Genomic DNA, 14910 nt, shown 5'->3' on the forward strand with positions numbered 1-14910 from the left:
AGATATTAAAATGAAATTAAAAAATATATTAATAGCAGGAGGATTGACGCTAGGAGCTTTGTCAATGACTTCATGTTCAAACTTTTTAGATGTTGAACCAACAAATGCTCAAACATCAGATACTTTCTTTAGCACTTCAAAAGAAGCAAAACAAGCTTTAGTAGGTATTTATGAAAAGTTACGTTCAGACTATGCAGGTACGCCAAATGGTATCCGTATGTTTGATATGGCAATGGGTGATGATGCGAGAACAGGTGGAGACCCATCTGGACAAGATATGATTTACTATCAAGAGATGAGTAAATTTTCAACTCAGTCTAATAATGCTGCAGCAAAAGCAGCTTGGGATAAATGTTACGGAGGTATTCAAAGAGCAAATACTCTTTTAGCTAACTATGATAACATTGAATTTACAAGTGTTGAGGATGAAATAAAAGCAAATTATAAAGGTGAGGCTTTATTCTTAAGAGGCCACTATTATTTTGAGTTAGCTCGTCTTTTTGAGAATATTCCTGTTTATACAGCACCTTTAGCTGGTGATGCTTGGAAAGAGGTTGTTCAATCTAATCCTGACCAACTTTATGCTCAAATAGCATCAGACATGTTTGAAGCAATTGGTTTGATGGCAGAAACATTACCTGATAGTGAAGAAGGAAGATTAAATAAATATGCTGCTGAAGCTGAATTAATCAAAGTATTCTTATTCTACACTGGTTATTATGGTAAATCAGAATTACCTGTGATTGAAGGAAATGCTATCACTAAGGCTGATGTTACTCAAATGGCAGATGATATTATTCTTAATTCAGGAGCAACTTTAGCTGGTAATTATGCTGATTTATTTAATAACAGTGGTAACTATAATCCTGAGGTAATCTTTGAAGTTCCTTTTGCTAATACTGGTTCGGGAGATTGGGGAGATTGGTCATATGGTTCAATTCTTTGCCAAATGTCAGGACCTCGTGGTCACAATGGAGGTACTCTTTCTCAAGGATGGGGTTTTATGGCACCAACAAGAGAATTAGAGCAAGAATTTGAAGCAGGAGATGAAAGAAAAGCAGCAACTATCATGTATGCTAAAGACCTGATTGATGAAACAGGTAATACATACCAAGCTAACTATCATTTTACAGGTATGCATACAAACAAGTATACTACTCACACTTGGAATAAGGCAACTGTGAATGTGGAATTAAACTGGGCTCAAAATTATCACTATATCCGTTTAGCAGATGTTTTATTAATGGCTGCTGAATTAAATTTAGATACGGATGGAGCGAAAGCTGCTGGTTATTTAAATCAAGTAAGAAACAGAGCAGGTTTAGGTTCTAAATCAGCAATCACTCTTGATGATGTTCAACACGAAAGAAGAGTTGAATTAGCAATGGAAGGTCATCGTTACTTTGATGTACTAAGAAGAGGTTTGAGTGAAGCAGCATCTGAACTTGAAGTATCAGGTTATGTTTTAACTGCTCCAACAGATACAGATGCAATGTATGTTGATGAAAATGGTAATAACATGACAGGTGACATTGGTACAGCAGAAACATTTAATGTAACATTTGATACAGAGAAAAGAGGTTTCTTGCCAATTCCTCAGGTGGAAGTTGATTTACATCCATTATTAAACCAAAATGTTGGATACTAATAAAAAGAACTAATACAATGAAACAATATATATATTCATTTTTAAGCTTTATCCTATTGTTAGGAATGGCTAGTTGTGGAACAGATGAACCAGAGTTAGGTCCAGCACCAACAGCAGATGATTTATCTTTTACTTTTGCTCCAACAGCTGATAATCCAAATGTCGTTCAGTTTACAAATACTACAGAAGGTTCTATTGCATTCTGGTCATTTGGAACAGGAGCAACAGGTAAAGGAGATGTTGTAACAGCAGAATATGCAGTTAAAGGTGACTATGAAGTAACTTTAACTGTAATTACTCAAAGTGGTCAAGCGTCAAAAACACAAACAGTAACAATTGAACAAACTGATTTTTCTTTACTTGATAGAGAAGATTACAATTTCCTAACTGGAGGAGGATCAAGCTTAGAAGGTAAGAACTGGGTTTTTGATAAAACAATCAAAGGTCACATGGGAATTGGACCTGCAGATGGTGATGCTCCAATTTGGTGGGAAGCTGAGCCAATGCAAAAAGATGGTTTAGGTGCATATGATGATGTATTGAATTTTAACCTAAATGGTTTTGATTTTACATTGACAAATAATGGGGATACTTATGCTAAAGATTATATGGCTGATTGGTTTACTTCTAGAGGAGGTAGCTTAGTTCAAGCAGATGATGATCATACATATAGTATTGATTTTGCCGATCAATCAAGCTGGGGTTGGGCTATTACTGATAATGAAGAAGGTAAATTCTTATCTTTTAGTGGTGATGGTTTCCCTGCATGGCATACTGGTGGTAGTGAGTATCAAATTACACATTTATCTGAAGATGAGTTGCATTTAAGAACCATTGGAGGTGACGGAAACGCATGGTATTATCGTTTTATTCGTGAGGGTTTTGAAAGACCAATCGAAGAACCAGTTGGTAAAGAATTAGCAATGAATGATTTGTATGATGATTTCGCTGGGAATACAAATACTACTTTTATTGTGGATGGAGCATTAGATTTTACAGTAGGTGTTGAAAACTTTGATCCAGCTGGAAATGATGCCCCAACAGTAGGTAAATATGTAAGGACAACAGAAGGAGAAGATGCTGGATGGTTCCAAAATTATCAAACTGAATTACCATATCGTATTGATCTAACAGAGAGAAATAAATTTTCAATGAAAATATATTGCTTGAAATCAAATGATTTTACGATACCATCATCTGCTGATCAAACTCCAAGTTGGTTAGGAGAAGTAGCAATGACTCCAACTGTAGCATTAAGATTGGAAGATACACTCCAAGGTGGTAACGCTTGGCAAACTAGAGCTGAGTCATCTTACACAATTTCTGAAGATGAAATGGGACAGTGGATTGAAATGACATTTGATTTCTCAGGCTTTAGTGATAGAACTGATTTTGATAAAGTAATTATCCAAATTGGTGGTGAAGGTCATGTTCAAGGTGGTACTTTCTATATTTCTGATTTTAAATTATTATAATATCTTTACTGAGATGAATAGATTTGATGGGGGCCTTTATTGGTCCCCTTCATTAATTAAAATATCTCATTAGTTATACTAACTTTAATTGAACAAACAATGAAAAATAATTGGGTGAAAGGTGTAGCAAGTCTTGCATTATGTTCTGTATTATACGGTTTTAATGCTCCAGACTTAAATAATCCTGTAAATGAAAATAAGGGTAAGGAAATCGAAATGATTGTTCATAGTGCTCTTTCAATAGAAGAAAAAGTAGAGAAAATACTTGAGCAACTTTCTTTAGAAGAAAAAGTGGGTCAAATGACTCAAGTTACTTTAGATTTAATTACAGAGGGGAATGATAAATTTTCTTCTTATGAGCCTGTTAAAGTAGATAAAAAAAAGCTAAAAGAAGCCATTGTAAAATACAAGGTAGGATCTATTCTAAATACTGCTAACAATAAAGCTAGAACCACAGAAAAATGGAATGAGATGATTTCTCAGATCCAAAAAGTAGCAATGAAAGAAATTGGTGTCCCAGTATTGTATGGTGTAGATGCAATACATGGCACAACTTATACTGCAGGAGCAACCTTTTTTCCTCAACAAATAGGAATGGCTGCTACTTGGAATCCAGAATTAAATAGACAAGGTGCAGCTGTTACAGCTTATGAAACAAGAGCAAGTTCTATTCCATGGGATTTTTCTCCAGTGTTGGATATGGGACGTAATCCAGCCTGGCCAAGAATTTGGGAAACTTATGGTGAGGATGTTTACTTAACTTCTCAAATGGGTATTGCAGCAATTGACGGTTATGAAGGTGTAAATAATGATCTTTCAGATAAAACTAAAGTTGCAGCATGTATCAAACACTTTTTAGGTTATGGAAGTGAAAGATCTGGAAAAGATAGAACTCCTTCTTACTTACCAGAAATAGAATTACGTGAGCATTATTTACCATCATATAAAGCAGCAATAGATGCAGGAGCACACACTATTATGATCAACTCTGGTATTATTAATGGTGTTCCAGTTCATTCAAGTTATAAACTTTTGACACAATTATTAAAAGAAGAATTGGGTTTTGAAGGTCTTGTAGTAACAGATTGGGCTGATATTGAAAACTTACACAATCGTGATAAAGTAGCAGCAACGCATAAGGAAGCAGTAAAAAAATCTATTAATGCAGGCATCGATATGTCAATGGTTCCTTACAATTTTAATTTTTCTGAAATGTTAGTTGAACTTGTCAACGAGGGTGAAGTGCCGATGTCAAGAATCAATGATGCAGTAAGAAGAATTCTAAAAGTAAAAATGGAATTGGGGTTATTTGAAACTCCTTACCCTGAAAAAGGAGCTTACCCTAACTTTGGTAGTGAAGAGCATGAAAAAATGGCTTATAATGCTGCTTCTGAGTCTATCACTTTATTAAAAAACAGCAATGAAATTTTACCTTTAAAACAAGGCTCAAAAATTTTAGTGACTGGACCAAATGCAAATTCAATGCGTACCTTAAATGGAGGATGGACGTATTCATGGCAGGGTGAAAAAGTTGAAGAATTTGCTCAAGACTACAATACAATCTTAGAAGCAGTTCAGAATAAATTCGGTAAAGAAAATGTGTCATTTGCTTCAGGAGTAGAATACAAAAATGATGGTCAATACTTTGAAGAACAACATATTGATATTGATGCAGCTGTAAAAGCTTCAGAAAATGTAGATGTAGTGTTACTTTGTTTAGGAGAAAATACGTATACAGAAACTCCTGGAAATTTACACGATCTATATATTTCTCAAAATCAAAGAAAATTGGCTGAAGCATTAGCAAAAACAGGTAAGCCTGTCGTATTGATTTTAAATGAAGGAAGACCTCGTTTGATCTCTCAATTTGAAGGAGACATGCAAGCAGTTGTTCAGACATTCTTGCCAGGTAACTTTGGAGGTGATGCATTAGCGGATATCTTAGCAGGTGATATTAACCCTAGTGGTAAACTACCTTACTCATATCCAATGTATCCAAATGCATTAGGAACATATGATCATAAGCCATCTGAGGCTTCAGAGAAAATGGAAGGAATGTATGATTATAATTCATCATTACCATTCCAATATCCGTTTGGATTTGGTTTAAGTTATACAGATTTTGAATACTCTGAATTAAAAGTTTCATCTAATGAAATCTCTGCTTATAGTGACTTTACTGTATCTGTAAATATTAAAAATACTGGTAAAGTTGAAGGAAAAGAAGTAGTACAGTTATTTACTAAAGATATCTATGCTTCAATTACTCCTGACAATAAGAGATTAAGAAGATTTGAGAAAGTCAATCTTAAGCCAGGAGAATCTAAAGTAGTTCAATTTAGATTAAATGGTAAAGACCTTGCTTTTGTTGGAGAAAATTTAAAATGGACAGTTGAAAAAGGTGAATTCAGAATTATGATTGGTGATCAATCAACTACTTTGAATGTCAGTAAAACTGTTGAATTTGAAAAGAATTATTACGAGAACTAGGAAATAAACAAGGGAAGTCTATACTGAGAATAGGCTTCCTTTTATTCATAAAATTAATACTTCTCTTCAAATAAAGTCTATTGAATTTTTGAGTTCATATAGACTTTTTTAGTCTAATTTTTATCACTTTTATTTTTTGAAATTGAAAAGGTTATTAATTATTTACGCTCTATTTATCTTCAATGCTTGTTCTACTACTACTGTTCATAATCAAGTAATTAGTGAAGAGTCAGATAACTATGAACTTGTTTGGCAAGATGAATTCAATTATGTAGGATTGCCAGATTCTACCAAATGGAGTTATGATATTGAAGGAAACAAATGGAAATGGGGAAACGATGAAGCACAGGCTTATACTTCGAAATTACCCAAAAATGCATTTGTGAAAAATGGTAGTCTTCAGATTACAGCCATCAAAGAAGATTATTTTGATACTCTATCGAAAGAAGAATTTGAATATACTTCAGCGAGGATAATCTCAAAAAATAAAGGTGATTGGTTGTATGGTAAATTTGTTATTAATGCAAAACTACCTTCTGGAAGAGGAACATGGCCTGCAATTTGGATGCTACCAACAGATTGGAAGTACGGAGGATGGCCTTCTTCAGGAGAAATAGATATTATGGAGCATGTAGGTTATGAAAAATCATTGATCTATGGCTCTGCACATACAAAAGCCTATAATCATTCTATTAAAACAAATAAAACAGAAAACATAAAAGTTATAGATGCAGAAGAGAAGTTTCATGATTATATGTTGGAATGGACTCCTGAATACTATGCAGTTTCTGTTGATGGAGTAGAATATTTTAGGTTTAAAAATGAACACAAAACTTATAAAGAGTGGCCTTTTGATCAAAAATTTCATCTTTTATTAAACCTTGCAGTAGGAGGAATGTGGGGAGGAGAAAAAGGAATTGATACTGAAATATGGCCCCAAACTTTATATATTGATTATGTACGAGTTTATCAAAAACAAAATAAACTGAATGAGCTATGAAACACTACTTACTTTTTTTCATCTTTCTTATCTTTTCTATTTCATCATGGGCTCAAGAAGAATGCTACGAGTTAGTTTGGTCTGATGAATTTGATTATAATGGAGCTCCAAACCCTGATAAATGGGGATATGATATTGGTGGTAATGGTTGGGGAAATAATGAAGATCAATATTATACAGACCGTTTAGAAAACGCTCAAGTGTCAGGAGGGAAATTGAAAATTACAGCTAGAAAAGAAAACTTTGGCGGTAAACAATATACTTCAGCGAGAGTAGTTTCTAAAAATAAAGGGGATTGGTTATATGGTAAAATTGAAGTGAGAGCAAAACTGCCTACTGGACAAGGTACTTGGCCTGCCATATGGATGTTACCTACAGATTGGGAATATGGAGGTTGGCCTGCTTCAGGAGAGATAGACATCATGGAACATGTTGGATATGACCAAAATGTTGTCCATGCTACCGTTCATACAGAAGCCTTCAATCACTCTATTGGCACACAAGTAGGGAAAAGTATTACGGATGCGGACGTATCAAATGTCTTTCATACCTATAAATTGGAATGGACTGAAGATAAAATTAGAGTCTCACTTGATGAAACAGAATACTTTGTTTTTGGTAAGCAAGGATCTTACAAAGAATGGCCTTTTGATAAACGATTCCATTTATTGCTAAATATTGCAATGGGAGGTAATTGGGGAGGAGTAGGAGGCCCTACTGATGACACTAAGTTACCTACGAGCATGGAAATTGATTATGTACGCGTATATCAAAATGTAACTCCTGAAATTACTATTTCAGGACCAAGTGTAGTTCAAAAGTTAGGTACTGCAAAATTTACAGCAAAAGGTGCAATTGGTGAAGTATCTTGGACAATACCTGAAGGTGCTGAAATTATTAATGGTGAAGATACAAATGAAATTACAGTTCAATTTGGAGATGAAATTAACACTTCAAGTATAAAAGCTTCGATTACAGGTCAGTGTGCAGTTTATTCATCTACTTTTGACTTTAGTATTAATGAAGGTATACCATCACAAGATCAAATTTATTTTAATGCATTAAATTCTGAAAGTCAGATTAATTGGGAAGTTGATGAAAATAATATTTTTCAGATTGATCTATCTTCGGATGACTCATTAGCCTGTGTAAATTTTGATGTAGAAGATCCTTCATCGAATCCTAGAGTAAATTATTATTTTGATAATATCTATGACTTATCTTCACATAATTCTTTTACTGTAAATTTAAAGTTTGGTAATTCATTAGCACCTGAAATGCTCCGCTTTGATCTGATTGATATAAATGGAAATGTTTTATCAGGAGATTTTCTAGAGAGAAATTACACAGAATTAAAAGATGATTGTAACGTTTGGACGATATCTCATCAATTTGATAATTCTAAGATTGAGTTGTCAGAAGTAGCAGGAGTAAGAATGTATGTAAATTATGGAATATTTTCTACTCCTAAAAGAGGAGGTTTTCAAATAGGTACAATATCCTTTTCAAAAGAAGAAATTGTAGAAGAACAATTGACAAATGATCAAAATTGTGGATGTATAGATGATATACCGCTTTCTGTTGATCGTTTCTTATCAACACCTATTTATCTATATCCAAATCCAATTTCTGAAGGGCAAACATTGAAATTATTCGGAGATATATTCCATAAAGTTGAAATTTTCGACCTACAAGGAAGAAAATTATATTCAATTATTGAGTTAACGAATAATGAAGTTATTCTTCCAAATTTATATAAAGGGACTTATATCGTAAGAGCTTATTCTAACCGTAAAAATCATACTTTACGTTTAGTTAAGATCTAAATTCAGCTTTGTAAGCTAAACTAAAAAAACACTCACGCAAAACGTGAGTGTTTTTTGTTTGATCAAAAATTAAACTCTAATATTGATTTAGACAATTTATAAATGGGTTTTACTATATTTCATTTTCCATGAGGGTTGCCCATGTGTTCATATAGATAACTGCATGTTCTTTATTACCTTTTTCAAGGTATCTAAAACCGCCAGGAAGTTCTTTTAATATTTTTCTATTGGATAGATGTTCTAATTCTGATATGTCATCTATTTCTAAACCTGCAGCGATTAAAGTATCTATCATGGTATCAACTGGTAAACCACTAGCAGGACAATAATCATTGGCAAATTCAGACCATTCGTCCAATTTTTGAATTTGTGCCGTTTTGTAAATTTGACTCGAATTCAATGGAGTAATCGCTTGTACTAGGTGACCACAATTACATTTACCTACATGTCCCCAATTGTAATCTGCTCCAGAAGCTATATTGGATGCAGCTTCCCTGAGTTTTAGGATAAGTTCTCGATTTGGCTTTGCCATGATATATAGTTGTTATATGGTTTTTAATCTTTTATATAATGACAAACAATTGTTCACCCATAAGGTTTTGAAGTAGGATTAAGAAATAAAAAAAGGGTTAGAATTTGACTTCTAACCCTTTGGTATATTGTAAAGTTTAATTGCTTAAACTATTATTTCAATTTACGTTTTGTTTCAGTGATTTCGAATGCTTCAACAACGTCACCTTCTTTGATATCGTTGTAGTTTGTAATACTCAAACCACATTCGTAACCGAATTTCACTTCGTTTACATCGTCTTTGAAACGCTTAAGTGCTCCAATTTCACCACCGTCAGTACCACCGTAGATAACAACGCCATCACGGATTAAGCGGATTTTAGAGTTACGCTTGATGTAACCATCTGTAACGTAACAACCGGCAACTGTACCCACTTTAGAGATTTTGAATACTTCACGTACCTCAACGTTACCCACGATTTTCTCTTCCATTTCTGGCTCAAGAAGACCTTCCATAGCCGCTTTAACATCGTCAATAGCGTTATAGATTACTGAGTAATGACGAATATCAATACCTTCGTTTTCAGCAAGCTTTCTTGCATTTGGAGTAGGACGAACTTGGAAACCAATAATCATGGTAGGGTTCTCCTTATCTGCAGCTGCTAATAAGATATCTGACTCAGTAAGGGCGCCTACACCTTTATGAATAATTCTTACTTCTACCTCATCGTTAGAAAGTTTCAGTAATGAATCTGATAATGCTTCCACTGAACCATCCACGTCACCTTTGATGATCAAGTTCAATTGTTGTAACTCACCTTGAGCAAGACGCTTGAATAGGTCTAAGTTAGGACGTTGAGAAGCTCTTAAACTTTGCTCACGTGATAACTGTTCACGCTTGTTCGCAATCTCTCTTGCTTCACGTTCTGTATCAAGAACATTCAGTTTATCACCTGCTTGAGGCGCTCCTGAAAGACCTAATACCTGAACTGGCGTTGATGGACCTGCTTCTTTTACTCTGTGTCCTCTATGATCAAGCATTGCTTTCACTTTACCATAGTAACCACCAGCTAGCATTACATCACCAACTTTCATAGTACCAGCTTGAACTAATACAGTAGCTAAGTAACCACGACCTTTGTCAAGTGATGCTTCTACTACAGTACCTACTGCGTTCTTATTAGGATTAGCTTTTAATTCTAATACTTCCGCTTCAAGAAGTACACCTTCTAATAGTTCTTCGATACCTTGACCAAACTTGGCAGAGATTTCGAATGCTTGGTATTTACCACCCCAATCTTCAACAAGGATATTCAATGCTGAAAGTTGAGTTTTAATATTATCTACGTTCGCATTTGGCTTATCTACCTTGTTAATCGCGATTACGATTGGTACTTCAGCTGATAATGCATGGTTGATTGCTTCTTTTGTTTGAGGCATCACTTGATCATCGGCAGCAACTACGATAATTGCAACGTCAGTCACTTTAGCACCACGAGCACGCATGGCAGTAAAGGCTTCGTGACCAGGTGTATCTAAGAAAGCGATTTTCTTACCTGTTTTTGTAGTTACATCGTATGCACCGATATGCTGTGTAATACCACCTGCTTCACCATCAGCTACGTTAGCATCACGGATATAGTCAAGTAATGACGTTTTACCGTGGTCAACGTGACCCATGATTGTAACGATAGGAGCTCTTTCTACTAAATCTTCTGGCTTATCTTCTTTCTCAAGAGGAGCATCAACTTCCTCTTCAGCTGAAGTAAATTTAGCTTCGAAGTTATATTCTGTAGTAATCAACTCGATTGTCTCTTTATCAAGACGTTGGTTGATTGAGATGAACATACCATTATTCATACATGTCATGATGATATCACTTACTGGGATATCCATCATAGTTGCTAGCTCACTTGTAGAAATGAACTCTGTAACTGTAATGATATGCGATTCTGCAGCCTCTCTTTGTAAACGTGCTTCGTTTTCCGCCTCACGCTTATTCTTTTTGGCTTGTTTATGTTTACCACGAGTAGATTTGAATCCAGATTGATTAAGCTGTTGGTTAGCTTTCTTCATTCCAGATTGGATATCCTTCTCTGATACTTTACCTTTTTTCTTCTTATTGTTTCCTTTGCCGCTTTGACCTCTTTGTGGAGTAGCATCAGCATTACGGAATGTTTTTTCTCCTGGCTTATTACCTTGGCCTTGTCCGCCTTGGTTTCTGTTACCACCTTGACCGCCTTGGTTTCTGTTACCGCCTTGGCCACCTTGGTTTCTGTTACCACCTTGACCGCCTTGGTTTCTGTTACCGCCTTGTCCACCTTGGTTTCTGTTACCACCTTGACCGCCTTGGTTTTTGTTACCGCCTTGGCCACCTTGGTTTCTGTTACCACCTTGACCGCCTTGGTTTCTGTTACCGCCTTGGCCTCTGTTACCACCTTGGCCACCTTGTCTGCCTTGTGGATTTTCAGAGTTTCCTACAGGAACGCGTTTTCTCTTACGTTTTTTCTGACCACCTTTATCGTCAGAAGAGGCAACTGGTTTTGGTTTTTTCTTACGTCTATTTTCAAATGACGAAAGATCTACTTTACCCACAACCGTAAGACCTTTTAATTCATCAGCCTTAGCATTGATAGTTGAATCAACAGCACCACCTTCAGGTGCACTATCCGTGGATGGTTTTTGTTCACTGCTAGGGGTAGCAGGTTTATTCGCTTTCTCAACATTTTGAGGCTGCGAAGATTTGTTTTCTTTCTTCTTCACTTCTTGAGATGATTGCTCAGGTTTTTTCTCTTGAGCTTTTGTTGGTTCTGCTGAGGTAGTTTTTGGCTCATTCTGAGCAGTCTTTTTCACCTCTTTCTTTGGCTCCTTCTTCTCGTTTGCTGGTTTTTCAACTTTAGAAGGTGCTGCAGCTTTTTCTTTTACCTCTGCCTTAGGAGCTTCCTTTTTAGGAGCTTCAGGCTTTTTAGCCTCAGGCTTAGGTGTGTCTTTTTGTTTCTTTGGTTGGTCTTCCTTCTTTTTATTGTCATTAAGATCAATTTTCCCAACGACTTTCAGACCTGGACGACCGCTATATGTTTCTGGTTCAGCTTTAGACTGAACGTTTTTATCTTCTTTACTGTCAGTATTTCTCTCGGCAGCAGAATTTTTGATAATCAGATGATCGTCTTCTTTCTCTTCTTTCTTTGGTCCTTTCTTTTTCTTAGACTCAATAACTGTATTGCCTACTTGAGACGAAATAGAGATTTGAGATGCTTCTTCTTTTTCCTGCATTGATTTTGCATTCATTTTTTTAAGCATTTCAAACTGCTCTACAGTAATCTTACCATTAGGAGAAGGAGAATCAATCTTGATATTCTTCTTCTTCAATTGGTCGATTATCGTTGAGTGTCCAACGTTTAATTTCTTGGCCGCTTGGCCGATTCTGATCATCTTTTGATCTGCCATATAATCCTGTTCGTAATACTTTTGTAATTATTGCTTCACAGCAATTAACTTCAAAGCTTTCGCCTTTAAATTTTTATAAACTAATTGTTTAAAACAAAGGAGTTGTTTCATGACAAACCGAAACACATGAATACTCCTAAAGTGCAAAGATATAAGTTTGTTTTTTAAATCTTAAATTTAATTGCAGATGATCACCACCTTTTTGCACTTATTATTGTTATTCCGTCATTTTATGTACAAAAATGAAGGAATGTTTACAATTATTTGTAGAGAGGTTAGTCAATAAAACTATAAAGAGGAGAATACAATGTCGTAAACTCCTCTTTTTGTAGTACTCTCCTACTATCCTAAAATAAGGATTAGTTATTTAGAGATTGCTGCAATTACTTCGTCAACAGTCTCTTCTTCAAGATCAGTTTTTTCAATTACTTGATCTTTAGAAATAGATAAAACGTCGTCTTTTGTGATAAGACCAACTTTCTTGAATTCATCGATAATCCACTCTTCGATATCGTTTTTGAATTCATCTAAAGAAGGGCTTCCGCTGTCTTCCGCTTTATGTTGAGCTGCAGTATTTGTAACCTCTGCAATATCTTCTTCTAGAACATCGTCGCTATAGTCAACTTCAAAGTCGTCATCATCATTTTGATCACCACCTTGAGGAGCTTGATCTTCTTCGAATTCTTTTCTTAATGTATGCATGATAGCAAGAATCATTTCCTCTTCAAGGTCAGTTCTTCTTACTAATTCCTCTACTTCATGATCTAATACTGCTTTTGCTGTATCTAAACCAATGTTTTTCAATTCCATTAGCATCCAATCATCAAATACATCATTGAATTCCATCAAATCAATATCGAAATCTTCAACCTCATGCTCTTGTAGCTCTCTGAATACATCGATTTCATATCCTACTAGCATAGATGCTAATTTGATATTTTGGCCACCTTTACCAATTGCTAAAGAAACTTGATCTTTTGGTAGAACTACTTCTACACGTTTTTCATCTTCGTTTACTTTTACAGTATTGATATGTGCAGGGCTTAATGAACGTCTGATCATTAAGTCTAAGTTGTCAGTGTAGTTAATTACATCAATGTTTTCATTTTGTAATTCACGTACGATAGAATGGATACGTGATCCTCTCATACCTACACAAGCACCTACAGGGTCAACACGCTCATCAAATGATTCAACAGAAACTTTTGCTCTTTCACCTGGCTCACGAACGATATTTTTGATAGCGATTAAACCGTCAAAAATTTCTGGTACTTCTTGTTCGAATAATAAACGTAAGAACAATGGAGAAGTACGTGAAAGAACAATTTTAGGGTTGTTGTTGTTCATTTCTACGCGATCGATTACTGCACGAATATGATCACCTTTTCTATAACGATCTTTAGAGATCATTTCATTTCTTGGTAAAGAAAGCTCATTGTTATCTTGGTCAATGATGATTAATTCTCTACCTAATGTTTGGTAAACCTCACCCATGATAAGTTCACCAACACGCTCTTTATATTGATCAAAAAGAACCTTCTTCTCAAGGTCTTTTACTTTTTGAATTAATGTTTGACGAGCAGTCTGTACCATTCTTCTACCAAAGAAGTCGATTTCTACAGCTTCTGCTACTTCTTCATCTTCTTCGAAGTCTTCCTCGATTTTTTTCGCATCAGTTAAGTGAATTTGAGTTTGTGGATCAAATTCTTCTGCGTCATCAGCAACAATTTGACGGTAGCGCCAAATTTCCAAATCACCTGCATCTACGTTGATAATTACATCAAATGTAGCGTCATCACCATATTGCTTACGAATCATTGTTTTGAAAACATCCTCTAAGATTTTGATCATAGTAGGACGGTCAATGCCTTTCATTTTGGCAAATTCCTTAAACGATTCGATGAGTTCCATGCTATTCATATCTGCAACTGTTTAATTTTATTCGATTTAGGTTGAAAACTATTTAAATGATACTTCTACTACAGTACTTTTGATGTCGCTGAAAGGAATTTTCATTTCTTTAATTTCAACTTTCTTTTTTCCTTTTTCTTTGATTTCAGCATCAATAATGACCTCTTCTTCTGTAACTTCTTTTAATGTACCAGTAAATTTGGTTTCATTACTTCTTGTTACGGTGATTTTTCTGCCTACATTCTTGTTGTATTGTCTGTGCATTTCTAAAGGTTCACCTACACCTGCAGAAGTTACCTCAAAGTTGTATTCATCTTTGATTAGATCTTTTTCATCTATTTCATGACCAACACTTCTAGATATTTTTGTTACTGCTTCAATTGTAACACCATTGTCACCATCAAGGATAATCATAACCTTCATGCGACGACCAGGTTTTACTTCTACCTTCACTACATATAAAGAATCATCTTCTAAGTGAGATTCTACGATTCCTTTAATTTGTGCACTTAAATCCATACAACTTTACTGTATAAAATTTTAAAAATTTAGAATAGTTAAAAATGATATTCTTCATCTTTTACTTTTTCATAGAATTTTTTT

General features: G+C 35.0%; 8 protein-coding genes and 1 pseudogene. 5 read left to right on the plus strand and 4 right to left on the minus strand.

Going from position 1 to position 14910, the window contains the following annotated elements; genetic code table 11:
* The first annotated feature begins 10 nt into the window (after window positions 1-10).
* The 5 genes from ACXAHM_RS00755 to ACXAHM_RS00775 all read left to right on the plus strand — a co-directional run bounded on the left by ACXAHM_RS00755 (window position 11) and on the right by ACXAHM_RS00775 (window position 8439).
* Entirely contained in the window at window positions 11-1648 is a 1638-nt protein-coding gene (locus ACXAHM_RS00755; RefSeq protein ID WP_474958474.1) for a RagB/SusD family nutrient uptake outer membrane protein, read from the plus strand.
* Window positions 1649-1665: 17 nt separating this feature from the next.
* Window positions 1666-3123 (plus strand): PKD domain-containing protein, encoded by a 1458-nt coding sequence (locus ACXAHM_RS00760; protein ID WP_474958475.1) that lies wholly within the window; start codon window positions 1666-1668, stop codon window positions 3121-3123.
* A 99-nt stretch (window positions 3124-3222) separates the two neighbouring features.
* Window positions 3223-5613, plus strand: coding sequence for a glycoside hydrolase family 3 N-terminal domain-containing protein (locus ACXAHM_RS00765; protein ID WP_474958476.1), 2391 nt, complete (start codon window positions 3223-3225; stop codon window positions 5611-5613).
* A 142-nt stretch (window positions 5614-5755) separates the two neighbouring features.
* The gene (locus ACXAHM_RS00770) at window positions 5756-6613 is read left to right on the plus strand and encodes a glycoside hydrolase family 16 protein (protein WP_474958477.1); all 858 of its coding nucleotides are present in this window, start codon (window positions 5756-5758) and stop codon (window positions 6611-6613) included.
* Window positions 6610-8439, plus strand: a complete 1830-nt coding sequence (locus tag ACXAHM_RS00775) for a family 16 glycosylhydrolase (RefSeq protein WP_474958478.1) — start codon at window positions 6610-6612, stop codon at window positions 8437-8439. Before ACXAHM_RS00770 ends, ACXAHM_RS00775 begins: the two co-directional genes overlap by 4 nt.
* Before the next feature lie 112 nt (window positions 8440-8551).
* On the opposite strand, the gene ACXAHM_RS00780 is transcribed toward ACXAHM_RS00775, so the two are convergent.
* The 4 genes and pseudogenes from ACXAHM_RS00780 to ACXAHM_RS00795 form a co-directional block, all read right to left on the minus strand.
* Complete coding sequence (locus ACXAHM_RS00780) at window positions 8552-8971, minus strand: hypothetical protein (protein WP_474958479.1); 420 nt, start codon at window positions 8969-8971, stop codon at window positions 8552-8554.
* Between the two features lie 152 nt (window positions 8972-9123).
* Entirely contained in the window at window positions 9124-12396 is a 3273-nt protein-coding gene (gene infB, locus ACXAHM_RS00785) for a translation initiation factor IF-2 (RefSeq protein ID WP_474958480.1), read from the minus strand.
* Between the two features lie 675 nt (window positions 12397-13071).
* Window positions 13072-14316, minus strand: a pseudogene (gene nusA / locus ACXAHM_RS00790) (transcription termination factor NusA); the annotation flags it as partial.
* 39 nt (window positions 14317-14355) lie between these two features.
* Window positions 14356-14826: a ribosome maturation factor RimP gene (locus ACXAHM_RS00795; protein ID WP_474958481.1), complete on the minus strand. Its 471-nt coding sequence runs from the start codon at window positions 14824-14826 to the stop codon at window positions 14356-14358.
* Window positions 14827-14910: the final 84 nt, after the last annotated feature.

The organism is Flammeovirga sp. AWQ4_249 (assembly GCF_056161045.1).

Bases quoted from the DNA above. Each gene is read 5' to 3' on its own strand.
- ACXAHM_RS00755 (WP_474958474.1), top strand. From the start codon at position 11: ATGAAATTAAAAAATATATTAATAGCAGGAGGATTGACGCTAGGAGCT.
- ACXAHM_RS00760 (WP_474958475.1), top strand. From the start codon at position 1,666: ATGAAACAATATATATATTCATTTTTAAGCTTTATCCTATTGTTAGGA.
- ACXAHM_RS00765 (WP_474958476.1), top strand. From the start codon at position 3,223: ATGAAAAATAATTGGGTGAAAGGTGTAGCAAGTCTTGCATTATGTTCT.
- ACXAHM_RS00775 (WP_474958478.1), top strand. From the start codon at position 6,610: ATGAAACACTACTTACTTTTTTTCATCTTTCTTATCTTTTCTATTTCA.
- ACXAHM_RS00780 (WP_474958479.1), bottom strand. From the start codon at position 8,971: ATGGCAAAGCCAAATCGAGAACTTATCCTAAAACTCAGGGAAGCTGCA.
- infB (WP_474958480.1), bottom strand. From the start codon at position 12,396: ATGGCAGATCAAAAGATGATCAGAATCGGCCAAGCGGCCAAGAAATTA.
- ACXAHM_RS00795 (WP_474958481.1), bottom strand. From the start codon at position 14,826: ATGGATTTAAGTGCACAAATTAAAGGAATCGTAGAATCTCACTTAGAA.